The sequence below is a fragment of the Pseudochelatococcus lubricantis genome (assembly GCF_011762225.1).
In the GTDB taxonomy this organism is placed as follows: Bacteria; Pseudomonadota; Alphaproteobacteria; order Rhizobiales; family Beijerinckiaceae; genus Pseudochelatococcus; species Pseudochelatococcus lubricantis.
In genome coordinates this window covers 272,114-298,159 of the sequence record NZ_JAASQI010000004.1, presented here as the reverse complement: position 1 = coordinate 298,159, position 26,046 = coordinate 272,114, and the positions used below count along the sequence as shown (strand labels likewise).

Below are 26,046 nucleotides of genomic sequence, written 5' to 3'. Positions count from 1 at the left end.
TCAATGGCCCCTCATATGCAGCATCTGCCCCATGGCGCGCAGCCGCAGCGTGCGGTTCTGGATCTGCACGTCCGGAGAGCCGATTTCCAGCAATCCCTTGTCGAAGCAGTCGGCCACGTAGGCCAGCCGCATGGCGTTGTTCGCCGCCGTCGCCTCCGCCTGCTGGGAGGGATGGCGCGGGCTCGTCGACAGCAGCGCGCGAACCTCGCCGGTATCCCGGTCGATGACCAGCGTGCTGCCGTAGATGATGCTGATCTCATCGAAGAACCCGCCTCCCTGGTCGACCGTGCGGTTCTCCCGCCACGCCACCTTGAAGAGGCATTCGTGCGTCTCGGCCTCGCCGGTCGACCTGTAGACCGTCTTGACGACCGAGAGACGGGGGCGCACGTCGAAGGGCACGTTGGGCGGAATCATCAGCGCCTCGCGGTGCTTCTCGGCGAACTGGTAGGCCGACCAGTCGCTGCGGACGAGCAGGTCGAGGTCGAGATCGGCGGGCAGCGCGAGCGTGGGCGGGGGCGAGACGAGTTCGCCGGCATCGGCCACGATGCCCCGGCGCACGAACTCCTTCCTGATGAAGGCGCGCGCATCGTCGTCATCGGGATTGGAGGCGGTATCGGCGGCGATCAGCGCCCGGCCGTAGTCGGCGAAGGAGATTTCGCCCGGCGGCAGATAATCCAGCCCGCGAAAGACGATGCGCTTGAACTTGTTGCCCGCGATGGCGAGCGCCCTGCCGGAGGCCTGGTAAAGCTCCTCGTCGCCGGGGCCGGCGGCCTGCCCGCCTTCCTCCTCTTCGAGGCCGCCCGCGCCCGCGGCGATCGCGCGCTTGATGTCGTCGTGCTCCTTCACCAGCAGCAGGTAGAGCGCACCCGACAGCACCTCGCTGATGTCGTGCGGGTCGTGCGACGCCGGTCGCCTTCCCTGGCCGCTGAAGGAGACGCCGCTGTTAAGATCGCGCAGCGGGCGCGCGTCGCCGGCGACCGCGGCGCCGAAATGGTTGGCGATCTCATTGAAGGCGCCGGCATTGCGCAGGTCGCCGCGCGACAACCTCAGCACTTCCAGCCGCAGCCGGCGCGTGCGGATGGCGAAGATGACGGCACTGAGATCGGCGATCGCCTCGTGCAGGCCCAGCGCTTGTGGCGACGTCGCGTCGTAGAGATCGGGGGCGATGCCGTCGAGGATGGCGTGCGTCGTCTCGTGGGCGACGATGTCCGGCGACAGGCAGGTGTAGACGGTCGTGTCGGCGCCACTCACCGTCGCCTCGAAAAAGAAGAACTGCAGGCTGCGGGAATCGCGGTGGTAGAAGGCGTTCGCCATGCGGCCGGCGCGCGGCACGACGAGCAGCTGCTCACCGTCGAACGCCCAGCGCAGCGGCCGGCCGAGCACGTCCGCCTCCTCGAACATCGCCATGGTCTTCATGACCGCCCCGAACACGCTGACCTGCTGGAAATCGGCGGCGTGCGGCCGCGTCGGATCCTTGATCCGGTAGCGGCCGAGCTTGGCGCCCTTCTTCGGCGGCACGAAGGGCGCACCGGCGTTGACCGCGCCCGTGTCGGGATCGATGTCGACGACGGCGACGCGGCGGCAGACCGGTCCGTCGAGCATCGCCTCCGTGGCCTTGTAGTCCCATCCTTCCAGCAGGTCCCTGCCGTCGTCGGCGCTCACAGGGTCCCGCACCATGTATTGCAGCCGCACCTTGCCCGTTGCCGCGGTGTTTTCGGTCGCCATGTCCGTCTCCTGCCGATCCGGTCCTACTGGTCCGTGACGGCGAACTGGACCGCCGGCGAGTTGCCCGGCAGGCCCGTGAAAGCGGCCTGGAACAGCCCCGGCTGCCCGGCCGGCTCAAGGATCAGCCGAAGCTGGGGAACCGCCGGCCCCTTGTAGGCGACCGTGACCGGCGGGCCGAAGGGGGCGAAGGGCGTGGCGGGATCGTCGGTCCGCATGAGCGCGATTGTGCCGCTGATCTCGCCCGTGGGGGAGGGCGGCACGAGCAGCAGTTCGATCGTTTCCGATTTCTTCAGCGAGATGGCGTGCACCGACAGGTCGACGGCGGGCGCGACGCCCAGCGGCGGTGTGGGAGAGGCCGCGCCGAGCAGGCGATAGAACACCGGCTTGAAGGCGGTGGCGGTGAAGAAGCTCGCGTGCTCGCCCACCACGGCCTGCTTCTGCCCCAGCCGGGGGAACGCGCTCCACACCGGCACCGTGCCGTCGCCGGCGTCGTCCGATACGGTGATTTTCGGCTCGCCGTGGCCGAAGTTGATGCGCGTCGCCGTCTTGTGTCCCGTTCCCGCGAAATAGAAGTAGCGGACGTGCGCGGGCGCGGCCCCGCGGCCGAGTGTGTCGTGGACGTAGCGGGCGCGCTCCAGCAGCGCGGGATTGAGGCCGAGCGCCGCCGAGACCTGCGGGTCGTAGATATCGAGCGGGTCGAGCGTCTCGCTGGCGATGTTCCAGCACGCGGCTTCGCCGGGGGCCGGCAGAAGCTGGTAGCCGGACGGGTAGCGGGGGTCGTTCGCAAGGTCGCGGAAATCCGCCGCGCTGATGCCGAGCGTGCTGTCGAGGCCGAGAACGCGCGCCAGCGCCAGCGGCGCGCCGAGATGCGGCGTGGCGAGTGCCAGAAAGCTGCCGATCTTGCCGAACCAGGGCTCGGCATCATATTTTCCGGATTCGAGCACGAGGCGCGATATCAGCCCGCCCATACTGTGGGCGATGAGCGTGATTGACGTCGCGCCCTCGTCGTGGCGTTTCGCGATCGTCTCGGCCAGCTTGCCGGCCGTCGTTTCGAGGTCGAGGCGCCAGTCGTATGGAAAGATCGTCAGCTTCTTGTCGGCGCCGTCCTCCGGAAATCCGATTTCCGACAACTGCCTGATGAGCGGACGGTAGAAATCGAAACACAGGACATTGCGGATGACGTCGCCGGCGACGAGATCGTCCCGCATCAGATCGGCCTTGCGTCTGTAGCCGAACTGGGTCTCCCACGCCGTCGGCGGCCATACCTCCTGTCCGTCCGGTGTCCTGAGGGCGGTTCCCATGATGCCGGGAACGAAAATGACGCTTTCCATGAGGTCCCCCTGTTCCGTCTGCTCGCGTGACATTCTCTCGCCCGCGTGACCTGTCGGAGCCGGACAGGTGCCGCGCCCGGCCACTCACCCGCCGCATGCAGCGAGGCACGCGCCCCGGCGCCGTCCGCGCGGGGTGTAACAGCAGATATATACTGACAGTATGCCGATATGTATTATTACAAGGACCTGACTATCTTTTCACCGGAGGATGAAATTTATAAGACAGGGCGTCCCGTGCACTGTCGTTTGACAGAATTCCCATCCGGAAAAGCTTGGCCGCAAGTTTGATCTTGTCCCGACGCAAGCGTCAAGCGCTTTCTTGCGCCGGGACGATATTACCGGTCGAGCGACCGCACCCGCTCCACCGGCGCAGCGGCGCGCGGCTGCGCTTTCGTGAGGATCATGCCGGCATAATGGAAGACGAAGGCCGCGATCGCGGTGGCTGGCGCGGAAACCTCCGCATAGGGGCCGCCGGCCAGGTAAAGGGCGATGCCGAGCGCGGTCGCGGCAAACCAGGCAATCAGGCCGCAGGGCTCGAAGGCCGGCGCGTTGGCGACGCGGCCGGCCATAGCGTCGTCCGCCGCGCCCGCATGGCCTCGGCCGGCGATGTAGGCGAGGGCGACGGCAACCCAGGCGACCACGAAAATGCCCTGATAGGCGAGTGCCTGCAGCAGATAGCCGAAGACGTCCGCCAGCATCAGCACATAGACGACGGCGCCGACCGCCACGGCCCAGCCGATGCGCCCGAAGGGCAGCCTGCCGAGCGGCGACAGCAACGCTTCCATGTTGACGGCGGCGAGATAGTAGTTCGCCGTATTGATGCGCGTCTGCGTCACCCAGACGAAGACCAGCCCCCAGACGCCCATCAGCTTGAGCAGCGCCAGCAATACGGACACTTCCGAAATCGCCCCGTCGTTCGGGACGGAACCCACCATGAAGATGCCGAACAGGCCGCTGACCAGGAATGCCATCAGGTAGAACGGCACCCCGAAGTTGAAGAAGGCATGATAGTCTGCATCTTCCTTGCGGCCGAAACGGGCATAATCGAAGGTGAACATCATGAGCACCCAGATGCCCATGTAATAGACGAAGCAGGACCACCAGCCGCCGGCGGGCGGACCACCGGCAGGGCCGAGGCGCAGCCAGTTGTCGCTGTAGCCGTATTCGGCGATGACAAGCCCCGTCGCCGTCACGAGACCGAGAAGGTAAACCGGCAGCAGCACGCCGTTGAACTTGTCGAGCCAGTTCTGGATGCTGCCAAAGATCAGCAAAGCACTGTAGATAACGACGATGAGCGCCGCGACCTGATACGATATAGCAGGAAATACCGTATTGATCCCCACGGCGATGACCGAGCCCTCGAAAACCGCATAGTAGATGGCTGTCGCGCAGAAGATGAGCGTCGCGATGCTCGCGCCGATACTGCCGAAGAGGATGCGCGAGAACAGCGCCACCGACAGGCCGGTGCGGATGGCGAAGCGGCTCAGCACCGCATTGATCGCGCCGTAGGTGATCACCGACAGCAGCATGCCGATTATGGCGTTCCACGTGCCGAAATTGAGCGCCATCGAGGCACCGACCACGATGTAGAAGACAGCGCTGCACACGGCCCACCAGGCCATGGTCAGCCCTGCCTTCGACATGCGTGCGTTCTCGGGCACGGCGACGGCCGAATAGTCGAGGGTGCCGGTCTCCCCTCTCTCCGTTGTTCCCTGATGTGCCATGATAGGTTCCCCTCGCATTTTGTCATGCGTCTGTTGTGTCGTTCCCGGTGGCGTATCGCCGTCTCGTGCGGGCCCTGTCGGGCGCCGCACGGTTGGCCGCCGTTCAGTGAGGAGCGCTCGCCGAATGGCGGGCGGACGCTATCAGCACGTAGCTGCCGCTTTCGTGCAGTTCTGCCGTCCAGCCGGGTTCGACGACGATGGTCGTCGTCTCCTCCTCGATGATGGCGGGGCCTTCGAGGCGGTCGCCGGCGCCGAGCAGGTTGCCGTCGTAGACGGGGGCGGGCCGGTATACGCCGTCGCGCGAGAAGATGGCGTCGCGCACGCCCTTCTGCGCGTGCCCGGCGCCGCGCCCGGCGGCGAGCCTGTTCCTGCCCGGCTTGTCGACCACGCCGTACAGCGTGCTCTCGATGTTGACGACCTCGACGGTGTTGTTCGGCTCGCTGTAGGTGTAAAGTTGCTCGTGGCGGCGGTGGAAGGCGTCCTTCAGCCGGTCCACGGTGCTTGCATCGATGTCGAAGACGTCGACCTCGACCGTGCATTCGTGGACCTGTCCGACATAGCGCATGTCGAGGCTGCGGCTCATGCGGATGCGGCTGTCGTCGAAGCCGTCCTTGCGGAGCTGTTCCCGTCCGTTCGCTTCGAGTTCCTGGAACAGCCCGTTGATGCGGGCATAGGCGTCGCCGTTGTCGAGACGGGCGGGGCAGGTCGCCATGTGGTTGTATTTCATGTCGGAGATGATCTGGCCGAAGGCGCACAGGCCGGAGGCCAGTTTGGGGATCAGGATGCGATCGATGCCCATCTCGCGGCCGATCGCCGTGATGTGCGCGGCCGTCGCCCCGCCCGCGCACGCGAGGACGAAGTCGCGCGGATCGTAGCCGCGCTCGATGGATACGCGCCGGATGCCGTTCACCATGTTGGCGTTGACGATGGTGAACATGCCGTAGGCGGCCTGCTCCAGGCTGATGCCGAGCGGCCCGGCGATGCGTGTCTCTATCGCAGCCCGCGCCCTGGCGACATCGAGCGGCAGCCGGCCGCCGACGAGGCCCTGCGTGTTGAGGTAGCCGAGGGCGAGATTGACATCCGTGGTGGTCGGCTCCGTGCCGCCCCGGCCGTAGCAGGCCGGCCCCGGATCGGAACCCGCGCTTTGCGGGCCCATCTGCAGCAGGCCCATGTCGTCGATCCAGCCGATGGAACCGCCGCCGGCCCCCAGCGTCTCGACCTGGATCATGGGCACACCGATGCGGTAGCGCAGGAAATCGATGTTCTTGTTCAGGTTGGTGACGCCGTCGTACGTCAGGGTGATGTCGAACGACGTGCCGCCCATGTCGACGGTGATGACGTTCCGGTAGCCGAAGGGCTCCGTCACGTGCAGCCCGGCGCGCGGCGCGGAGGCAGGGCCGGAGTTGATGGCGTAGACCGCGTGGTCGGCCACGAAGCCGCCCACCGCAAGGCCGCCGTTGGACTGGAAGTAGCGCACCGGCGCGCGGGCGCCGTGCGTGCGGAAATAGGCGTCTACCGCCGTCACGTAGCGTTTCAGGATCGGGGAGAGGTAGGCGTTTGTGACGGCTGTCGAGGTGCGGGTGTATTCGCGCACCTGCGGATAGAGATCGCTGCCGACGGTGAGCGCCACGCCCGGCATCATCTCGCGCACGATCGAGGCCGCCCGCCGCTCGTGTTCGGGCTGCAGCACCGACCAGACGAAGGAAATCGCCACCGATTCGATCCCCTCGCGCAGGAACAGCCGGCAGGCTTCGCGCACGTCCTCCTCCTCCAGCGGCACGCGGATATCGCCGTTCGAGAGCACGCGCTCCCGCACGCCCCGGCGCAGGTTGCGCGGCACCAGCATGACGGCCGGCGGGTATGTCGCGTCGTAGCGGTAGCCGTCTTCCTTGTGGCCGTTGCGGATTTCGATGGAATCCTCATGGCCCGCCGTGCAGATCAGCCCGGTGCGCGCGCCCCTGAACTGGATCAATGCATTGAGGCCGACCGTGGTGCCGTTGATGCACAGGTCGCTGTTCGAAATGATGTCCCGGATATCGGTGCCGAGGTCCTCGGCGATCAGCGCCAGCCCGTTCTCCATGGCGATGGTCGGGTCGGACGGGGTCGAGAGAGCCTTGTAGAGCCGTGTCTGGCCGGACTTTTCCGCCAGAACGAAATCCGTGAATGTGCCGCCGGCGTCAATGCCGAGCCTGTACTTGCTATCCATTGTCGCAATCCCTGCAAAAGTTCCGGTCACGCGCCGCGCAGGCGCTGCGTCGCCTCGATGTCGACGGCGAGCGTTTCGAGGTCGCTGATGACGACGCCGTAGTCCCGCTGCGCGCCCTCGACGGAAACGAGCCCAAGCCTGACGTCCTCCAGCACCCGGGTGACCGGCCGCTTCCGTGGATCGCCGTGGCCGCCGCCGCCGGGGTTGATGTTGGTGACGGTTTCGCCCGGCCCGATGACGCCGATGGTGTTGCGGCGCAGCGTCTCCACCTTGCCGCCGCGCTTCAGTTCGAGCCTGCCGACCTTCGTTTCCGTCATGGCGGAGGTGGCGCCGTCCGCCCCCAGCGCGGGGATGCGGCGGCCCTCGCCGAACATGATGAAGGTCATCTCGCCGTCGAGCGGCTCCACCTCCCAGGCCGTGCCGGAACCGCCGCGATGCAGCCCGGCGCCGCAACTGTCCGTCAGCAGCGAATAACGGTGAACGATGATGGGATAGGAGTGCTCCAGCAGCTCCACGTCGCCCGAGGTGAGCGCGCCGAAGCAGCATTCCGGCCCGCAGGCGTGCCAGCCGTCCTGATGCGGCGTGGCGCCCGCGCCGGAGATGATGGTGGCGAGCACCATCGTGACGTATTCCTCGTTGTGCCGCTTGTCCCAGCCGGCGATATTGAGGCCGTTGGCGTGGCCCCACGACGCGGCGACCTTGGAGGGCATCGCCTTCTCGAACGCGAGGCGGACGGCGTCCGTCAGCGTTTCCATCGGCGTCGTCGTGCAGTTCATGTGCGGCGCGGGCTCGCGGGCGTTACAGAGCGTACCCTTCGGCCCCATGTCGACGCTGACGCAGCGGTAGAGGCCCTCGTTGTAGGGCGGCGGCAACTGGGCGAACATCATCAGGCCCAGATAGACGCCGGAATAGGAGTTGCCCTCGTAGGAATTGATGAAGTAGGGCACCTGCGGCGGGCTGTCGATGGCGATGCGGCAATTGTCGCCGTCGATCGTCACGGTGGCGGTGATGTCGAAATCGCCGAAGCCGTGGCCGGCGTCCTCCAGCACGGCCGTGCCGGTGTAGGTGCCGTCCGGCACGGCGCGGATGAGGCTGCGCATCTGCCGCTCGGCCATCGCCAGCAATTCGTCGATGCAGGCGTCGATCTGCTCCTCGCCGTATTTGTCGAGCATGCGGATGAGGCTGCGCTCGCCAACCTGGCAGGCGCCGATCAGCGCGTTGAAGTCCCCTTCCTGATCGCGCCGGGCGCGCAGGTTGGTGAGGATCAGGTTGATGACGTCCGTGCGCGGCTTGCCGCGATCCCAGATCTTGACCGGCGGGATACGCAGGCACTCGGCATAGATTTCCTTGGCATCGGGGTTGTAACCGGCGGGAACCGGGCCGCCAATGTCCGTCAGATGCCCCTTGCAGACTGTCCAGTAGACGAGCTTGCCCTTGTAGAACACGGGCTTGTAGATACAGGTGTCGATGGCGTGGCTGCCGCCATAGGCGGGATCGTTGTGGATGATGAGATCGCCCTCGTGGATGTCGTCGCCGAAATAGGCGGCAATCACCTTCATGGCCGGGATCAGCGAGCCAAGGTGAATGGGAATGTCCTGCCCCTGCAGGATCATTTCCGGCCGGGCGTTGAAGAGCGCCGTCGAATAGTCGTGCGCCAGGTTGAACACGCTCGACCGCGCCGTCTTTTCCAGCGACAGCGTCATTTCGCGCTGGGTCGTTTCGAGAATCCCCCGGACGACGGAAAGCGTGATCGGATCCACGGCGCCGCCCTGTGCGGGCGGCTGTTTGTCAAATGATTGCTGCATTCTCCCACCTGTCGGAAAGGCGAGCGGAACCGTTGCCGCCGGTGCGGCTTTCCCCCGTTCCCGCTCTCGTTTGGTTCCCCGATCGTCAGGTTAGGAACAGTGGGGCGCCGCCGTCTTTGCGCGTCAGCGCATAAAATATTGTCGCCGGGCGCAACCGGGGCCTGCGTATTTGTCAGATCGGAAACTGATGCAATAATCAGGCATCAGGGGGAGGTCGTCGAATGGGAACACTCATCACGACAAACGGCGTGGACATGCGGAACAGAAGCGCCCACTGGCACCGGTCGGTGGCGCAGGCCTATTTTCCGCTCGATCTGAACTTCAAGGAACCGGATCGCTTCGGCGGCCGGCTGGACCAGTGGACACTCGGCAGCGTCTCGCTGTCCCGTCTGCGCTCGGAGGCGTTGTCCTATCACCGGCTGCCGCGTCATGTCGCCCGCGACGAGCTGGAGCATATCCTGATCACGATCCCGGCGAAGGCTGAGGTCTATTTCGCACAGGCGGGCCGGGAGGTGCACTGCCGCCCGGGCGGTTACATCCTCGAACGCAGCCACGAGCCCTACGAGTTCAGCTACGGCGAAAAGGCCGACCTGTGGGTGATGAAGGTGGAAGCGACCGCGCTCGCCGAGAAGGTGCCGGTGCCGGAGCGCTTTTGCGGGTTGCAGTTCAACGCCATCGACGGCGTTTCCGGGCTGTTCGTGGACATGATCCACCACATTCCGGAGCGTTTCGAGACCATGAACCTGGACTCGCGGCGCGCGGTGGGCTGCCAGCTCATCGATCTGCTGGCCCTGTCGGTCCATGCGGACGGGCGCACGCTGACGTCGGGCAGTTCGTCGGTGCGGGCGGCCCATGTCAGCCGGGCACAATACTTCATCCGCCAGAACCTCCACCGGCACGATCTGGGGCCGGAGTTCATCGCGCAGTGCTGCGGCATATCTGAGCGCTACCTGCATGAGCTGTTCCGTGATACGGACCGCAGCCTCGGGCAGTGGATCCGCGACACGCGCATCGAGGCCACCAAGAAAGACCTGTGCCTGCCGGGGCTGAAACTGTCGATCGCGGAAATCTGCTACCGCCGCGGCTTCAGCGATCTGGCGCATTTCTCCCGCACCTTCAAGCGCGCCGTCGGCTGTTCGCCGGGCGAGTACAGGAAGGCCGCGCTGGGCGTTTTCCCGCCGGACGGCCCAGCCTGACGCCATCATCTGATATCGTCTTCCGGCGCCCGTCCGGCGACGCGCCGGCGCGCGGCAGCGCGGTTCCACCTCAAGGTCGCCTTCCAGCTTGTCAAGATTGGCGGCGTCGACTTTAACGGTGCAAGGTTCGCACGTGAGTCGTGGCGCGGCGTGTCCTTGAGGTCCGCGACGGAAACAGGCGGGGGCGCGATCCACCATGACGGCAAAGACCACCCAGCCGGGCGCCGGGCGCCAGCGCATTCCCGCCGGTATCTGGGCGCTCGGCCTGGTTTCGTTGCTGATGGACGTCTCCTCGGAGATGATCCATGCGCTGCTGCCCGTCTACATGGTCACCGTGCTCGGAACGTCGACCTTCGCCGTCGGCATCATCGAGGGTATCGCGGAAGCTACCGCCGCGATTACCAAGGTTTTTTCCGGTGCGCTCAGCGACTGGCTCGGCAAGCGCAAGTTCCTCGCCGCGTTAGGCTATGGCCTCGCGGCGATTACCAAGCCGGTGTTTCCGCTGGCGCCCTCGCTCGGCTGGCTCGTCGCCGCCCGCTTCGTCGACCGCGTGGGCAAGGGCATTCGCGGCGCCCCGCGCGATGCGCTCATCGCGGATATCGCGCCGCCGCACCTGCGCGGCGCCAGCTTCGGCCTGCGGCAGTCGCTCGACACGGTCGGCGCCTTCATCGGCCCGCTGCTTGCCATCGGCCTCATGTGGCTGACGGTGAACAATTTTCAGGCGGTGTTCTGGATCGCCGTCATCCCCGCCTTCCTGTCGGTTGCCGTCATGCTTTTCGGCGTGACGGAGCCGGAGCGGCCGCAGGCGCTGCGCAAGGTCCGCATGCCGCTGCGGCGCGACGAACTCGCCCGCCTCGGCGGGAGCTACTGGTGGGTGGTGGCGGTGGCGACGGTGTTCACGCTCGCCCGCTTCAGCGAGGCGTTCCTCATCCTGCGGGCGCAGTCCATCGGCCTGTCGCCGGCCTTCGTTCCGATCGTGCTGGTGATCATGAGCCTCGCCTATTCGCTCTCGGCCTATCCGGTCGGCGTGCTGGCCGACCGCATGGACCGGGTGACGCTGCTGATCGTCGGCCTTCTGTGGCTCATCGTCGCCGACGGGGTGCTGGCATTCACCGGCGGGCTTACGAGCCTCGTCATCGGCGTCGCGCTGTGGGGGCTGCACATGGGCTTCACACAGGGGCTGCTGGCCACGCTGATTGCCGATGCGGCGCCGGCGGAACTGCGCGGCACCGCGTTCGGCATGTTCAACCTCGTCACCGGCGCGGCACTGCTGGCAGCAAGCATCCTCGCGGGGGCGCTGTGGGAGGTGACCGGTCCGCAGGGCACCTTTCTCGCAGGGGCGGGCTTCGCCGCGCTGACCGTCGCCGGCCTGTTGTCCATCCGCGGCAGGCTTCGCGGGCCGAACCCCGCCTGACGCTGCCGCCGGCTCAGGCCGTTCGCCCGATATGATCCCTGAGGATAGCTTCGATTTCGGCGGTGTCGCCCGCCAGCAACCGCTCCCAGACGGGAGCGGCGATCTGCCGGACATCGTATTCTATGACAACGGAAAGCGACGCGACGTTGACCCGTATCGCATTCACGCCCTGAATCCGTTTCGTCAGCGCGATGAACGGTTCCGGATCGACGTCCGGCAGGCGCGCGAGCGCGGCGGCGGCGAGCTTCACCCTGATCCGCCCCGGCACGTGGTGGGCGATGGCGAGATGCCGGCGCAGCGCCATGAAGGGCGAGAGGTCGGGAAGCATGCGTCTGTGTCCTTGTTGCCGCGGCGGCGAAGGTTTTCGGTCCGGCTGCCGCCAGCGTATCGCCCGCCGGCCACACCAACAAGGACGCAAATGCCGCAACGCTTCCGGCATCCGGATTCCGGCTTTGCTCATTGTTACAAAAATGATAGAAAAAACCTGTCGCAAAAAAGGCGGATTCTGCGTGGGCTTGAAACGACGAGAACGGGGATCGTGGGTTGCGCTGGTCGCGGCCTATCTGGTCGTCTTCCAGTCGCTTCTGAGTGCCTATGCCACCGGCGTCCTGGCCGCGCCTGCCGGGCCGGATGCCTTCGATCCCGTCATCTGCACCGCCCATGGCGCCGTGCAGGCTGCCGCGGACGACGACGGTTCGCCGGACGTCCACAAGGCGGCCAACTGCTGCCAGTGGGGTTGCGGCCTGCTCGCGGCGGCGCTGCCGCCACGCGAGGGAGCCGCCGGCGCGATTATCCGGGAGAGGCCCGGCGCGGCGGCATTCTTCCGTTCCCACATCCGTATTCCCGCATCCGGCCGGGAGGGCAGTCCCGGCAATCCGCGCGCGCCACCCGCGGCCGCCTGATCCCGGATCGCGCCGCCTCGCCGCAGCACATTCGCCCCTTCGCCGGGCGGTGCCGCGCGGGCGCGGCTGACTTCCTTTTCCGCGATAACGGCACCGCCCACCCATGCGGGCGGAGCGTGCGCCAGGGGACGATTGCGTCCTCGATCCAGAAATCCAGGAAACTGCCATGAACATCCTGAAATCCATCATCCCGGCCATCGCCTTGCTTGCCACCGGCGCAACGGCGGCCTCGGCCCACATCACGCTCGAAAACCAGCAGGCCCCGGTGCAGTCGACCTACAAGGCCGTGTTCCGCGTCGGGCACGGTTGCGAGGGCAAGCCGACGACCAAAGTGCGGGTGCGGATCCCCGAAGGCGTCATCGCCGTCAAGCCGCAGCCGAAGGCCGGCTGGACGGTCGAGAAGGTCAGGGGCGAGTATGCGAAGACCTACGACTATTACGGCACTCCCACGCGCGAGGGCGTGAAGGAGATCGTCTGGAGCGGCGGCAGCCTGCCCGATGACGAGTACGACGAATTCGTCCTGCGTGCTTACCTCACCGGCGACCTCAAGCCCGACACGACACTCTATTTCCCCGTCGTGCAGGAGTGCCCGGACGGCGCCGCCGAGCGCTGGATCGAGATTCCCGCCGAGGGCAAGGGCGCCGACGACTACGAGCAGCCGGCGCCCGGCCTGAAACTCATCCAGAAGAAGTAGCGCCGCCGTAAGGGGGCGGGGGCGTTTCTTCGGAGGCGCCATCCCGCTCCCTCGCGCGGTTTCGCAACGACTTCTGACGGAGGCTCGAATGAACGGAAACGGCAGAACCGGAGCCGCCGGGCGGCGGCTCATGCTGCTCGTCCTGTCGGTGCTGTGCATCGCCGGGGCGCAGCTTGCGTCCATGGGCCATGCCCGGGCCCATGCCTCGCTGGTGCGCGTCGAGCCGGCGGACGGCGCGGTCATGGCGGAGGCGCCGAAGGCTTTCAGGCTGACCTTCAGCGAGCCCACGTCGCCGCTGGTGTTGAAGCTTATCCGGCCCGACGGCACCGGCGCCGTCCTTGACCGTTTCACGCTGCGGGATGCCACGCTCGATATCGACGCCCCCGCCGATCTCGGCCACGGCACCTATGTCCTGAGCTGGCGGATCGTGTCCGAGGACGGCCATCCGGTCGGCGGTTCGGCGGTATTCTCGATCGGCGCGCCCGGCACCTCGGCGGCTCTCGCGCCCGGCGACGCCGCCGACTGGCAGGTGCGCGCCGCTGTATGGGCAGCGAAAGTCGCGCTCTATGTCGGCCTGTTCATCGGCATCGGAGGAGTCTTCTTCGGCCGCTGGATCGGCGACGGCACCCACCGGGTGGCGCTGTGGAGCGTCTTCGCCGGCCTTGCCGCCGTGCCCCTCTCCGTCGGTTTTCAGGGGCTCGATGCGCTCGGTGTCCCGCTGGCGGACCTCGCCAGCCCGGTTGTCTGGGCAACGGGCTTCTCGACAAGCTACGGCAAGACGGCGTTCGTCGCCCTCGCGGCGCTCGTTCTCGCTGCCATGGCCGGCGTCGACCGGGGCGCGGCCGGCAAGGGGCTGTCCGTTACCGCGCTCGTCGTCGCCGGTCTGGCGCTCGCCGCCAGTGGCCACGCCAGCGCCGCTCATCCCCAATGGCTGACCCGTCCTGCCGTCTTCCTGCACGCCGTCGGCATCGCCTTCTGGGCGGGGGCGCTCGTGCCGCTGGGCGCCGCGCTGGCCTCGCCGGTGCAGGGCGAGGGCAGCGCCGCACTGCGCCGCTTCTCCCGCGCCATTCCCGTTGCCGTGCTGCCGCTCGTCGTGGCGGGCGTGCTGCTCGCCGCCGTCCAGCTGCGAACTCCGGAAGCCCTGTGGACCACGGCCTACGGCAAAGTGCTGCTGATCAAGCTCGGGCTGCTGGCTGCCCTCTTCCTGCTGGCTGCCGTCAACCGCTTCCGGCTCACCACCCCGGCCGCGCGTGGCGACGGCAGGGCGACGGCGCGCCTGCGCCGCTCGATATACGCCGAACTCGTGCTCGTGCTGGCGATCTTCGCCGTGGCGGCCCTGTGGCGCTTCACGCCGCCGCCGCGCGCCCTCGCCGAGGCCGCCGCCGCGCCAGCCTCGGTCCATCTCCACGCGGACAAGGCCATGGCGGATGTCGCGATCGCGCCGGGCCGCGCCGGCCCCGTGCGCGCTTCCATCGCCGTCATGACGGGAGACTTCGGCCCGCTCGATCCCGCAGGCGTCACGCTCGTGTTGTCGAACCCCGCCGCCGGCATCGAGCAGATCAGGCGGCCGGCAACCCGTGACAGCGAGGGCGTCTGGCAAGTCGAGGGTCTCAACCTGCCTGTTGCGGGCCAATGGACCGTGCGCGTCGACATCCTCATCTCCGATTTCGAACTGGTGAAGGTCGAGGACAACATTGCGATCCGGCCCTGAGGCCGGCCGCATCCGATTTCGTGATCCGCCGCCGGCGGCGCTTGCGTATGCTCTGGTATATGCTGTGGCGACGAATCATGAGTCAGGGTCGTGTGATGAGCGAGTTTTCCTTCCATCAGGTCGATGTTTTCACCACGCAGCCGATGGCGGGCAACCCGCTTGCGGTTGTCGTCGGCGCGGACGGGCTGTCCGAGCGGCAGATGGCGGCCTTCGCGAACTGGACCAATCTCAGCGAGACGACCTTTCTGCTGCGGCCCGAGGATGAACGTGCGGACTATCGCGTCCGCATTTTCACGCCGCAGGGCGAGCTGCCGTTCGCGGGGCATCCCACGCTGGGCTCCTGCCATGTCTGGCTGGCATCCGGCGGCGTACCGAAGGGCGATCGGGAGATCGTGCAGGAATGCGCGGTGGGGCCGGTGCGCATCAGACGGGAAGACGACAGGCTGTTCTTCGCCGCGCCGCCCCTGCGGCGCTCGGGCGCGGTCGCCGCGGATGTCGTCGCGCACGCCGTTGCCGCGCTGCGTTTGCCGCCGGCGGCGGTCGCAGCCAGCAACTGGGTTGACAACGGGCCGGGCTGGCTGGGGCTGCTGCTGCGTTCGCGCGCGCAGGTGCTCGCCGTCACGCCCGACTATGCCGCCCTCGACGATCTCAAGATCGGGATCGCCGGGCCATGGGACCCGGCGCGCGACGGCGACGACGCGCAATACGAGGTACGCGCCTTTTACCCGCCGGCGGTCGAGGACCCCGTCACCGGCAGCCTGAACGCGGGTCTCGCGCAATGGCTGATTGGCGCCGGCATCGCGCCCGCGCGCTACGTCGCGAGCCAGGGCACGGCGCTCGGCCGGCAGGGGCGCGTGCATGTCGCGCAGGACGGCACGGATATCTGGATCGGCGGCCACGTCGCGCCCTGCATCAGGGGTACTGTCGTACTGTGAGCGGAGCGGCTTTTCGGGCCGGACACGGAGACGCATCATGAAGAAGATCGGCTTTTTATCTTTCGGACACTGGCAGAATGTCAGGGGATCGCAGACACTGACGGGGCAGGACGCCCTGCTGCAGACGATCGAGCTTGCCGTGGCCGCCGAGGAGATCGGCATCGACGGCGCGTTCGTGCGCGTGCACCATTTCGCCCGGCAGCTCGCCTCGCCGTTTCCTCTGCTGGCCGCCATCGCCGCGCGCACCAGCCGTATCGAGTTCGGCACCGCCGTGGTCGACATGCGCTATGAAAATCCGCTCTACATGGCAGAGGAGGCGGCGATTGCGGACCTCATCGGCTCCGGCCGGCTGCAGCTGGGCATCAGCCGCGGCTCGCCGGAACCGGCGCTCAGGGGCTGGGAAGCCTTCGGCTATGCGTCGAGCGAGGATTCGCGCAGCGCCGACATGGCGCGGGTGAAAACCGACACTTTCCTGCATGCGCTTTCCGGCGCGGGCGTCGTGCCGGCGGACCCGAAGATGACCGGCGGCAGCGGCAAGCTCGCCATCCAGCCCCAGTCGCCGGGCCTGCGGGAGCGCATCTGGTGGGGCGCAGGCACGCGCCAGTCCGCCGTCTGGGCGGCGGAGAAGGGCATGAACCTGATGAGTTCCACCCTGCTGACGGAGGACACCGGCGTGCCGTTCAGCCAGCTGCAGGCCGAGCAGATCAGGCTCTACCGTGAATCCTTCGCGGCAGCGGGCTGGGGGCGGGAGCCGAAGGTCTCGGTGTCGCGCTCGGTGCTGCCTATCGTCGACGACACCGACCGGCTCTACTTCGGCGATGGCAGCGGCCGGGACACGCAGGACCAGGTCGGCTACATCGATGGCTATCTCAGCCGCTTCGGCAAGAGCTACATCGGCGCGCCGGACGCGGTTGCCCGCGAACTCGCGCGGGACGAGGCCGTGATGGCGGCCGACACGCTCCTGCTGACCGTGCCGAACCAGCTCGGCGTCGACTACAATGCCAAGCTGCTGCGGACGATTGCCGAGCATGTCGCCCCCGCCATCGGATGGCGGCCTCACGCCGCGTGAGGCCGGGTTCGTCCGTCACCACTGGCGACCTATCCGTCTCCCGGAGCCGCTCGGGCCCGACGTGGCGGCGTCAGGGTGTGCCGCCCTCCAGCATATCCTGGAACGTCTTGCGCAGATCACGCTTGAGAATCTTGCCCGCCGTGTTTCGGGGCAACTCGGGCAGGAAGATGACGCGCTTCGGCAGCTTGAACGGCGCGAGCAGCGGCCGCACATGGGCGATGAGGTCCTCCTCCGTCGTCCGGGCGCCCTGGCGCAGCACGACGAGCGCCGTTACCGCCTCGATCCACTTGGGGTCGGGGAGGCCGACGACGGCGACCTCCAGCACGGCCGGATGGGTGAACAGGGCTTCCTCGACCTCGCGGCTCGCCACGATGGTGCCGCCGGTCTTGATGATGTCTTTCACCCGGTCGACGACCGTGATGTAGCCTTCCTCGTCGCGGATGCCCACGTCGCCGGAGTGAAACCAGCCGCCCTCGAAGGCTTCCTTCGTTTCCTCCGGCTTGCCCCAGTAGCCGACCAGCAGCTGCGGCGAGCGGTGCACGATCTCGCCGGACACGCCGGGCGGCACGTCGTTCATGTCGGTGTCGACGATGCGGGTCTGCACGTTGTAGATCGGCCGTCCGGCGGAGGCCGGGCGTGCGTCGTGCTCCTCCGGACGCAGCACGGTCGCGAGCGGGCCGATCTCGCTCTGGCCGTAGCAGTTGAAGGTCTGAGTGCCGGGCAGGCGCTCGCGCAGCTCGTGCAGCACGGGCACCGGCATGATCGATGCGCCGTAGAAAACCTGCTTCAGCGACGACAGGTCCCGCTTGTCGAAGTCCGGCGCGCGCAGCAGGCTGATCCACACCGTCGGCGGCGCGAAGAACGAGGTGATGCGCTGTTCCTCGATGAGCTGCAGGCAAATCTCCGGCTTCGGCGCCTCGATCAGTACGGTGGTCGCGCCGACCAGCAGCTGCGGCATGGTGAAGACGTGCATCTGCGCGGAATGGTACAGCGGCAGCGCCGCGAGCGCGCGGTCCGCCGCCCGGAAACCGAGTTCGATGATGCAGCTTTCGTACTCGGACAGCAGCGAGCGATGGGTCATCATCGCGCCCTTGGGGGCGGCTGTCGTGCCGGATGTGTAAAGGAGTTGTACTACATCCGTGTCGTCGTTGGAGGCACCGATATCAGACGCGATCGCGACGTTCTCGTCGAGGGCAGTTGTGACGATGTCGAAATCGTCGCCGCCGGACAACGAGCCGATGACGGACAGTCCGACGATATCGGCAACGGCCTCGCGGGCCTTATCCGCCAGGGCGGGATCGACGAAAAGGGCGCGCGCGCCCGATTGATGGACGATGTAGTGCAGTTCCCGCCCGACCAGCGCGTAGTTGATCGGCACATGGACCAGACCCGCGCGGGCACACGCCAGCCACAGGATAAGGAAGGCATCGGAGTTGCGGCCATAGGCGGCGACACGGTCGCCGGTTTCCAGGCCCGCCGCGAGAAGCCGCGTCGCCACCCGGTCGATCGCCCGGTCCAGCCCGGCAAAGCTCCATTGCCGGTCGCCGAAAATGAGCGCGGTCCGTTCCGGATAGCGGCCCGCCGCACGCTGGAATGCGTCGGAAATGGTGTTGCGTCGTGCGCGATCACCGATGTCCCGCACGGGCGACAATGCTGCACACATGGTTGGCGTCTCCCTGTCGTGGTTATCCCGCGCCATCCGGCCCGGGGCTTCCTTGTTCAAGCCGATATGATCGAAGGCGCCGGACATGTTCGGCGGTATTGCTGCAGGCCGTCCATGCCGCCACAGCGCGCGGCACCTCGCCTTTGTGTCCGGAGACTTGCGATTTCAGATGTTGCGCGAAATCAGTTCTTTCATGATTTCCGTCGTGCCGCCGTAAATGCGTTGCACGCGGCTGTCCGCGTAGAGGCGGGCGATCGGGTATTCCAGCATGTAGCCGTAGCCGCCGAAGAGCTGCAGGCAGGTGTCCACGATGGCGCACTGTTTCTCGGTGGTCCACCATTTCGCCATGGCGGCGGTGGTGACATCGAGCCCGCCATCGGCGAAACGGGCCACGCAGTCTTCGACGAAGACGCGGCCGATGGCGGCCTCCGTCGCGCATTCCGCCAGCCGGAAGGCCGTGTTCTGGAAGGCGCGCACCGGCCGGCCGAAGGCCTCGCGCTCCGCCGTATAGGCCTTCGTCAGCTCGATGGCGTAATCGATCGTGCCGATGGCGCCGATGGCGAGCATCAGGCGCTCATACGGCAGTTGCGCCATCAACTGGGCGAAGCCCGCGCCCTCCTGCGGGCCGAGGAGGTCGTGGCGGGGGACGCGGCAATCCTCGTAGAACAGTTCCGCCGTGTCCTGCGCCTTCTGGCCGACCTTGTCCAGATTGCGCCCGCGCCGGAAGCCGGCGAGACCCTCCGTCTCCACGCCGAGCAACGACACGCCGCGCGCGCCGTCGTCGCCCGTCCGCACCACGGTGACGATGAAATTCGCGTTGATGCCGTTGGAGATGAAGATTTTCGAGCCGGAGACAACGTAGTCGCCGCCATCGGGCACGGCCCTCGTCCTGATTGCCTTCAGGTCCGATCCGGTGCCGGGTTCCGTCATGGCGATGGCGCCGATGAACTCGCCCGTCGCCAGCTTCGGCAGCCAGCGGGCCTTTTGTTCGGACGAACCGTAGGCCAGCACGTAATGGGCGGCGATCAGGTGGACATGCAGGCCGAAGCCCGTGATGCCCAGCCGGCCCAGCGCATCGAAGATGACGGTGTCGTGGAATATCGTCCCGCCGCTGCCGCCGTACTCCTCCGGCAGGGAGGAGCCGAGGATGCCGGCCTGCGCCGCCTTTTCCCAGAAGACGCGCGGCACGATGCCCGCCTTCTCCCATTCTTCCTGATGCGGCAGGTACTCCGCCGTCAGGAAGCGGATGACGCTTTCCTGAAGGAGGGCAAGTTCCTCGTTCCACCAGTCCGGTTTGCGTGTCATCGGCATTTCCTGCATGTCATCCGAAGCCGCAATCCGGTCACAGCCGCTCGAAAATGGCGGCGATGCCCTGCCCGCCGCCAATGCACATGGTCACCAGCGCGTAGCGGCCCTTGATGCGCTGCAACTCATAGATGGCCTTGGTGGTGATGATGGCGCCCGTCGCGCCCACCGGATGGCCGAGCGAGATGCCGGAGCCGTTGGGGTTGACCCTGGCGGGGTCGAAGCCGAGTTCCCGCGCCACCGCGCAGGCCTGGGCGGCGAAAGCCTCGTTCGATTCGATCACGTCGAGGTCGTCGACCGTGAGGCCCGTCCGCTCCAGCACCTTGCGGGTGGCGGGGATGGGGCCGATACCCATCAGCTCCGGCTCGACGCCCGCATGCGCATAGCCGACGAGGCGGGCGAGCGGTTCGAGACCGTCGCGCTCGGCGCGGCCGGCCTCGGCCAGCACCACGGCTGCCGCCGCATCGTTGATGCCGGAGGAATTGCCGGCCGTCACCGTGCCGTCCTTCCGGAACACCGGCCGCAGGCCGGCTAGGCTGTCGGCGGTCGTGTCAGCGCGCACGTGCTCGTCCGTATCGAACACCGTGACACCCTTGCGCGTGGCGATCTCGACCGGCACGATCTGCTCGCGGAAGTAACCGGACTCGATGGCCCGGGCCGCGCGCCGGTGGCTTTCGGCGGCCAGCGCATCCTGGTCCTGCCGGGTGACATGAAAACGTTCCGCGACGTTCTCGGCGGTGATGCCCATGTGGATCTTGTGCCAGGGATCGTGCAGGATGCCGAGCATGTAGTCGATGCTGCGGCTGTCGCCCATTTTCGTGCCCCAGCGGACGTCGAGGGCGAAGTAGGGGCCGCGGCTCATCGATTCCGCGCCGCCGCCGATGGCAATATCGGCATCGCCGAGCCGGATGGCCTGCGCGGCGGAAACGATGGCCTGCAGCCCGGAGCCGCAGAGGCGGTTGACGTTGAAGGCCGGAACCTCCTTCGGCAGGCCGGCGTCGAGCGCCGCCACGCGGGCGAGGTAGGCGTCGTTGGGCTCGGTCGGGATGACGTTGCCGAACACGACGTGTCCGACCTGATCGGGCGCCACTTTCGAACGCTCCAGCGCCGCGCGCGTGACTTCGGTGGCGAGGCGCGTCATCGGAACGTCCTTCAGGCTGCCGCCGAATGTGCCGATGGCCGTACGGGCCGCGCCGACGACGACGATTTCGCGAGTCATATCCTTCCTCCAGTTGGTTCCGTTATGCCGATGCTAGAATCTGTCCTGTTTACGTTGAAACAGGACAGATTCTAGATTCCTTATTTTGAGCGAATTCTGATCGATCAGATGGAATCATCTGATCGGAACGCGCTCTAGGCCACTGCTACATTCCGTTGAAACGCAATTATGACGTATATAGTTGTTTTAAAAAAAGCTTCTGATGCAAAGGCGGTGTCCGCTCCTGCTGAAATTGCTTTAGGCCGCGGCATGCATGCCGCCCCCATTTGCACGTCGTCTCAACGTGTGCACGTCGCTTCACCCGTGCAGCCACACTGGCATTCACGTTGAAGCAGGCCCTTGATGCGATGCAGATCCGTGCGGGGACTTCATGCAACCTCCCTTGCCGCCTCCTCGTTCCATGGAAGGCGCCATGATGTGCAGCGGATATGCAGGGCTTGCCAGATGCAGGCCGTGTGGTGACGGGCACGATGCCCCGATCCCGACATGCCTGCGCATATCAGCTTTATTTTGACCGGCATATTAGCGAGCGGCGTCGACATCGCAGATGACAGACCTTGCCGAAATATATACATTTCCCGCCATATGGAACGTTACATGTCCGGCGGACGTCCCGCTGACCAAGCAATGATCGAGAACTGTCGCGACCCCGGCGCCGAAACGCGCACCATTCCCATCCGCTTCATGACGGAGATGCTGGCCTGCGCGTCTCAGCGCGGATCGGTGGATACGGCGCGTGCGCTGGCGACCGTTGGCCTTCCGCCGGACCTGCTGGGGCAGGAGGGCGCGCGCGTCACCGTGGCGCAGTTCGGGCAGCTCTACCGGTTTCTCGCCGGTGCGCTCGATGACGAATGTCCCGGTTTCTTCTCCCGCCCCCTCTATGGCGGCACGTTCAAGTTCCTCTGCCTCAACCTTCTGAACGCCGACAACCTGCGTGTCGCGCTCTACCGGTTCGGCCAGTACTTCCGGCTGATGCTGGACGACCTGCGCTTCGAACTAGGCCGCGAGGATCATCTGGGCAAGATAACCGTCGTCCAGCTCGCGCCGCCCGGTCCGCATCACGTGCTTGTGCACGAGGTGATGCTGATGCTGCTGCAGGGGGTGGCGTCCTGGCTCGTGGGGCGCCGGATCCCGTTCTGCCGGGCGGAGTTTGCTTTTCCCGCGCCCGAATACGCATCCGAATACGCCAACATTTATCCCGCGCCGGTATTCTTCGACTATCCGCGCACGGCTTACTATCTCGAACTTGGCTATCTGGACCTGCCGATCCGGCAGAGCAAGTCGACGCTGACGACCTTTCTGCGCAACGCGCCGATGGACTGGATTCAGGTCGCCGTCAACGAGAAGCGCATGACGCACCGCGTGCGCGACATCCTGAAGACGCAGCTCGGTTTCGCCGCCACAATAGAAAGCGCCGCGCAGGGGCTGCACCTTTCCATCCGCACGCTGGCGCGCCGCCTGGAGGAGGAGGGCACGCACTTCCAGGCGGTCAAGGACGCGCTGCGTCGGGATGTGGCGATCGCGCAGATCCTCAACACGAACATGTCCATCGCCAGCATCGGCGCGATGCTCGGCTTCGACGACCCTGCCGCCTTCAACCGCGCTTTCCGTAACTGGACGGGAAGCGCGCCCGGCAGCTACCGCAGGCGCGGCGTGAAGCCATCGCGGACGGACGAGGCGGCGGGGCGCGACTGACATTCCTCGCCAAAATACCGGCATTTTCGGCCATCCCCTTTTCGGGGCCGGCGTCTTCGTTCTACCTTGCGGCAAATCGTGAGGCGCCCGCGTGACGATGCGCCGGCGCGAAACCTGTGCGACAAAAGCAGGATCGGGAGAAACGCATGACGGCCAGGGAGACGCCCGCCGACGGCGCGGGCGAACGCGACACGGCTGTGCTCTACGAAGCGCGTGACGGCGCGGCGTGGATCACGTTCAACCGCCCCGCGCAGCTCAACGCCTTCGACCTTGCGCTGGCGCAGGGCTTCCGCGAGGCGGTGACGCTGGCACTTCGGGACGAGGACGTGCGCGTCATCGTGGTGCGCGCCGCCGGGCGCAGCTTCAGCGCGGGCGGGGACCTCGGCTATCTGCAGGCGGCGCAGGACAAGCCCGGCGCCGCGCTATCGCTGATCGAACCCTTCCACGCCACGCTGGGCGACCTCGCCCGCACACCGAAGATCGTGCTCGGCAGCCTCAAGGGAGCGGTCGCGGGCGGGGGCATGAGTCTGGCGCTCAATCTCGACCTGTTGATCGCGGCGGACGATTCCGTGTTCAATTTCGCCTATGGCCGCATCGGCACCTCGCCCGACTGCGGCGGCTCGTGGGCGCTGCCGCGCCTCGTGGGCCTGCGGCGCGCGCTCTCTATCGCACTGCTGTCGGAGAGCATCGATGCGCAGGAGGCGCTTTCGCTCGGGCTCGTCAACAGCGTGGTGCCCCGCGAGGCGCTGGACGAGGAAACCGGCAAGCTCGCTGCCCGGCTTGCGCGTGGCGCGCCCGTCGCACAAGGTCATATCAAGGCATTGCTGCGTGCCTCGCTCGATAACGGCTATGACGCCCAACTCGCCCGCGAGGCCGTGAGTTTCGCGGCCTGCGCGCGCACGCAGGATTTCGCGCAGGCGCTCGCCGCCTTCATCGACAAACGCAAGCCGGTCTTCCACGGCCGCTGAAGCGCCGCGCCGACATCGCGGACGACGGTATCACGAGAGGTTTCCATGGCCACGCAAATCGTATCTCCCTCCGTGTTCGGCCTGGATCGCGCCGGCATCCGCCGTGCCGCCGTGATCGGCGCGGGCTCGATGGGGGGCGGCATCGCCGCGCAGTTCGCCAACGCGGGCATCCCGGTCGATCTCCTCGATATCCCGGGCGGGGAGGGCGCCCCCCGCCACGCGCCGGCGCAGGCGGGCATCGAACGCCAGCTCAGGGCGGGCGGCTTCATGGACCCCGCCGTCGCCGCGCTGGTGCGCCCCGGCAATACGGAGGACGATCTCGCCCGCCTTGCGGAGGCGGACTGGATCGTCGAGGCCATCATCGAGGATCCCGATGCCAAGCGCGCGCTTTATGCCCGCATCGATGCGGTGCGCAAGCCGGGCTCCATCGTCTCTTCCAATACGTCGACCATTCCGCGCGCCGCGCTGGTCGAGGGCGCGGGCGACCGTTTCCGCGCGGATTTCGTCATCACGCACTTCTTCAACCCGCCGCGCGTGATGCGCCTCGTCGAACTGGTCTCGACCGCGGAGAACGATCCCGCCATCGTGGCCCGTGCGCGGCAGGCGTGTGAGATCGTGCTCGGCAAGACGGTGGTCGATTGCAACGACACGCCCGGCTTCATCGCCAACCGCATCGGCTGCTACTGGATGGCTGTCGGCGCGCTGGAGGCGCTGCGGCTCGGCGTGACGCCCGAGGAGGCGGACGCGGTGGCCGTGGCGCTGGGCGCGCCGAGAACCGGCGTATTCGGCCTGCTCGATCTCGTCGGCATCGATCTCGTGCCTCATGTCTGGGGCAGCCTGCTGAAGGCCTTGCCGCCGGGGGACGGTGCGCATGCCTTCGACCTGCCGGCCAGCGAGGTCATCCGCACGTTGATCGGGCGGGGGCTGTTTGGCCGCAAGGCGAAGGCCGGCTTTTACCGTCTCGCGGCCGACAGATCGCGCGAGGTGTTCGACCCCGCATCCGGTGACTATCGGCCGGAGCGCCCCTGCGACCCGAAGAGCCTGCCCGGCGGCGGGCGCGATGTGGCGGCGCTGGTTGCGGACGACGGCAAGCTTGGCCGCTATGCCTGGAGCGTGCTGTCGCACCTCATAGCCTATACCAGTGCCTGCGCCCCGGAGATCGCCGCCGACACGGCTGCCGTCGACACGGCCATCGCGCTCGGCTACGCATGGCGCGACGGTCCTTTCGCGCTGGCGCAGAAGGCGGGCCTCGTGGAAATCGTTGCGCGTCTGGAGCGGGAAGGGCGCGCCGTTCCCCCGCTGCTGCGGCGTGCGCGTGAGGCGGAACGCTTCTTCAACGCCGCCGGCGCGCCATTGCTGTCGGACGGGCGGGGTTACCGCGCGCAGGCGGATGCGGCAACCGGCATCGTCCGTCTCGCGGGCGTGAAGGCTGCGGGCCGCACGATCGCGGGCAACGAGGCGGCCTCCCTGCACGATCTCGGCGACGGCATCGCCTGTTTCGAGATTCACACCAAGCTCAACAGCCTCGCCCCCGGCGTGTTCGACCTCATCGAGGAGACGCTGGCGCGCGGCGGCAGGGATTTCAGCGCTCTCGTCATCGGCAACGACGATCCGCGCGCCTTCTCGGCGGGCGCGGACCTTGCATTCATCGCCTCGCTGGTGGAGGAGCAGGACTGGCGCGCGCTGGAGGCCTATATCGCGCGCGGGCAGTCGCTCTACCTGCAACTGAAATACGCGCCCTTCCCCGTGGTCGCCGCCACGCACGGTTTCGCGCTGGGTGGCGGGTGCGAGCTGACGCTGCATGCCGATACGGTCGTCTCCCATGCGGAACTCACCATCGGGCTGCCGGAGTTCAGGGTGGGCATCATCCCCGCCTGGGGCGGCACGACGCAGTTGCTCCTGCGTGCGCAGGCGGAGCACGCTGGCGACGCCATATCGGCGGCGCGGCGGGCCTTCGACATCGTGACGGGCGCGGAAACGTCGCAATCCGCGCGCCATGCCTTCTCGCTCGGCCTGCTGCGGGCCGGCGACGGGATCGTGATGAACCGCGACCTGCTGCTCGCGGCAGCCATGCGCCGCGCGGCGGAACTGCGCGAGGCGGGCTATCGCGCGCCGGAGAGGGCGGCAATCGAAAGCGCGGGCAAGGCGGGCTATGACCGCCTTCTGGAAGCCGCCGGCGAGAAGCGCGACGGCAATGTCTTCACGCAGACCGATTTCACCATCGCCGAGGCGCTGGCGCGGGTGCTGACCGGCGGCGCCGACGCGCTTCCCGGCAGCGCGCAAACCGAGGAAACCCAGATGCGGCGCGAGCTTGAGGCCCTGCTGGACCTTGCCGCGAAACCGGCGGCGCGGGAGCGCATCCGGCACGTGCTCGCCACCGGAAAGCATTTGCGGAATTGACGAAGACACGCCTACCGTGAGCCCGGCTCGTCGAGGGGCGGTCAGGCGCCCGGGGTGTCCTGGCAAAACCAGCACGCGAGCGGT

At 67.1% G+C, this 26,046-nt stretch carries 19 protein-coding genes; 10 read left to right on the top strand and 9 right to left on the bottom strand.

Annotated elements, in window-relative coordinates:
* The 5 genes from FHS82_RS10625 to capB all read right to left on the bottom strand — a co-directional run bounded on the left by FHS82_RS10625 (window position 1) and on the right by capB (window position 8,791).
* Window positions 1-1,725, bottom strand: coding sequence for a gluzincin family metallopeptidase (locus FHS82_RS10625; RefSeq protein WP_166952204.1), 1,725 nt, complete (start codon window positions 1,723-1,725; stop codon window positions 1-3).
* 23 nt (window positions 1,726-1,748) lie between these two features.
* On the bottom strand, window positions 1,749-3,056 hold the full coding sequence (locus FHS82_RS10620; RefSeq protein ID WP_166952201.1) for a lipase/acyltransferase domain-containing protein: 1,308 nt from the start codon (window positions 3,054-3,056) through the stop codon (window positions 1,749-1,751).
* Between the two features lie 335 nt (window positions 3,057-3,391).
* The gene (locus FHS82_RS10615) at window positions 3,392-4,780 is read right to left on the bottom strand and encodes a purine-cytosine permease family protein (protein WP_166952198.1); all 1,389 of its coding nucleotides are present in this window, start codon (window positions 4,778-4,780) and stop codon (window positions 3,392-3,394) included.
* Between the two features lie 103 nt (window positions 4,781-4,883).
* A complete protein-coding gene (gene capA / locus FHS82_RS10610) occupies window positions 4,884-6,986 on the bottom strand; it encodes a caprolactamase subunit alpha (protein ID WP_166952195.1) in 2,103 nt (700 codons plus the stop codon).
* Between the two features lie 26 nt (window positions 6,987-7,012).
* A complete protein-coding gene (capB, locus tag FHS82_RS10605) occupies window positions 7,013-8,791 on the bottom strand; it encodes a caprolactamase subunit beta (protein WP_166952191.1) in 1,779 nt (592 codons plus the stop codon).
* A gap of 221 nt (window positions 8,792-9,012) precedes the next feature.
* Between capB and FHS82_RS10600 the strand changes: the two genes are divergently transcribed.
* On the top strand, window positions 9,013-9,987 hold the full coding sequence (locus FHS82_RS10600; RefSeq protein ID WP_166952189.1) for an AraC-like ligand-binding domain-containing protein: 975 nt from the start codon (window positions 9,013-9,015) through the stop codon (window positions 9,985-9,987).
* Between the two features lie 196 nt (window positions 9,988-10,183).
* Window positions 10,184-11,401 (top strand): MFS transporter, encoded by a 1,218-nt coding sequence (locus tag FHS82_RS10595; protein ID WP_166952186.1) that lies wholly within the window; start codon window positions 10,184-10,186, stop codon window positions 11,399-11,401.
* 13 nt (window positions 11,402-11,414) lie between these two features.
* Here the strand turns inward: FHS82_RS10595 and FHS82_RS10590 are convergent, their stop codons facing one another.
* Entirely contained in the window at window positions 11,415-11,729 is a 315-nt protein-coding gene (locus FHS82_RS10590; RefSeq protein WP_166952183.1) for a hypothetical protein, read from the bottom strand.
* 187 nt (window positions 11,730-11,916) lie between these two features.
* Here FHS82_RS10590 and FHS82_RS10585 point away from each other — a divergent pair, with 187 nt between their 5' ends.
* The 5 genes from FHS82_RS10585 (at window position 11,917) to FHS82_RS10565 (ending at window position 16,712) form a co-directional block, all read left to right on the top strand.
* Window positions 11,917-12,303: a DUF2946 family protein gene (locus tag FHS82_RS10585; RefSeq protein ID WP_166952180.1), complete on the top strand. Its 387-nt coding sequence runs from the start codon at window positions 11,917-11,919 to the stop codon at window positions 12,301-12,303.
* A gap of 172 nt (window positions 12,304-12,475) precedes the next feature.
* Window positions 12,476-12,997 carry a YcnI family copper-binding membrane protein gene (locus FHS82_RS10580; protein ID WP_377700250.1) on the top strand — a complete coding sequence of 174 codons (522 nt, stop codon included), beginning with the start codon at window positions 12,476-12,478 and terminating at the stop codon, window positions 12,995-12,997.
* An 88-nt stretch (window positions 12,998-13,085) separates the two neighbouring features.
* Entirely contained in the window at window positions 13,086-14,708 is a 1,623-nt protein-coding gene (locus tag FHS82_RS10575; RefSeq protein ID WP_166952174.1) for a copper resistance CopC/CopD family protein, read from the top strand.
* A 95-nt stretch (window positions 14,709-14,803) separates the two neighbouring features.
* The gene (locus FHS82_RS10570; protein ID WP_166952590.1) at window positions 14,804-15,643 is read left to right on the top strand and encodes a PhzF family phenazine biosynthesis protein; all 840 of its coding nucleotides are present in this window, start codon (window positions 14,804-14,806) and stop codon (window positions 15,641-15,643) included.
* A gap of 37 nt (window positions 15,644-15,680) precedes the next feature.
* Window positions 15,681-16,712, top strand: coding sequence for an LLM class flavin-dependent oxidoreductase (locus FHS82_RS10565; RefSeq protein WP_166952171.1), 1,032 nt, complete (start codon window positions 15,681-15,683; stop codon window positions 16,710-16,712).
* A gap of 70 nt (window positions 16,713-16,782) precedes the next feature.
* Here FHS82_RS10565 and FHS82_RS10560 read toward each other — a convergent pair whose 3' ends face one another.
* The 3 genes from FHS82_RS10560 to FHS82_RS10550 all read right to left on the bottom strand — a co-directional run bounded on the left by FHS82_RS10560 (window position 16,783) and on the right by FHS82_RS10550 (window position 20,899).
* Entirely contained in the window at window positions 16,783-18,375 is a 1,593-nt protein-coding gene (locus tag FHS82_RS10560) for an acyl-CoA synthetase (protein WP_166952168.1), read from the bottom strand.
* 165 nt (window positions 18,376-18,540) lie between these two features.
* A complete protein-coding gene (locus FHS82_RS10555) occupies window positions 18,541-19,680 on the bottom strand; it encodes an acyl-CoA dehydrogenase family protein (RefSeq protein WP_246225276.1) in 1,140 nt (379 codons plus the stop codon).
* Between the two features lie 37 nt (window positions 19,681-19,717).
* On the bottom strand, window positions 19,718-20,899 hold the full coding sequence (locus FHS82_RS10550) for an acetyl-CoA C-acyltransferase family protein (protein WP_166952162.1): 1,182 nt from the start codon (window positions 20,897-20,899) through the stop codon (window positions 19,718-19,720).
* A 627-nt stretch (window positions 20,900-21,526) separates the two neighbouring features.
* On the opposite strand from FHS82_RS10550, the gene FHS82_RS10545 reads away from it, so the two are divergent.
* The 3 genes from FHS82_RS10545 to FHS82_RS10535 all read left to right on the top strand — a co-directional run bounded on the left by FHS82_RS10545 (window position 21,527) and on the right by FHS82_RS10535 (window position 25,962).
* A complete protein-coding gene (locus FHS82_RS10545) occupies window positions 21,527-22,594 on the top strand; it encodes an AraC family transcriptional regulator (protein WP_208394184.1) in 1,068 nt (355 codons plus the stop codon).
* 146 nt (window positions 22,595-22,740) lie between these two features.
* On the top strand, window positions 22,741-23,562 hold the full coding sequence (locus FHS82_RS10540; protein ID WP_166952159.1) for an enoyl-CoA hydratase/isomerase family protein: 822 nt from the start codon (window positions 22,741-22,743) through the stop codon (window positions 23,560-23,562).
* Between the two features lie 45 nt (window positions 23,563-23,607).
* Window positions 23,608-25,962: a 3-hydroxyacyl-CoA dehydrogenase/enoyl-CoA hydratase family protein gene (locus FHS82_RS10535; RefSeq protein ID WP_208394183.1), complete on the top strand. Its 2,355-nt coding sequence runs from the start codon at window positions 23,608-23,610 to the stop codon at window positions 25,960-25,962.
* Window positions 25,963-26,046 lie beyond the last annotated feature (84 nt).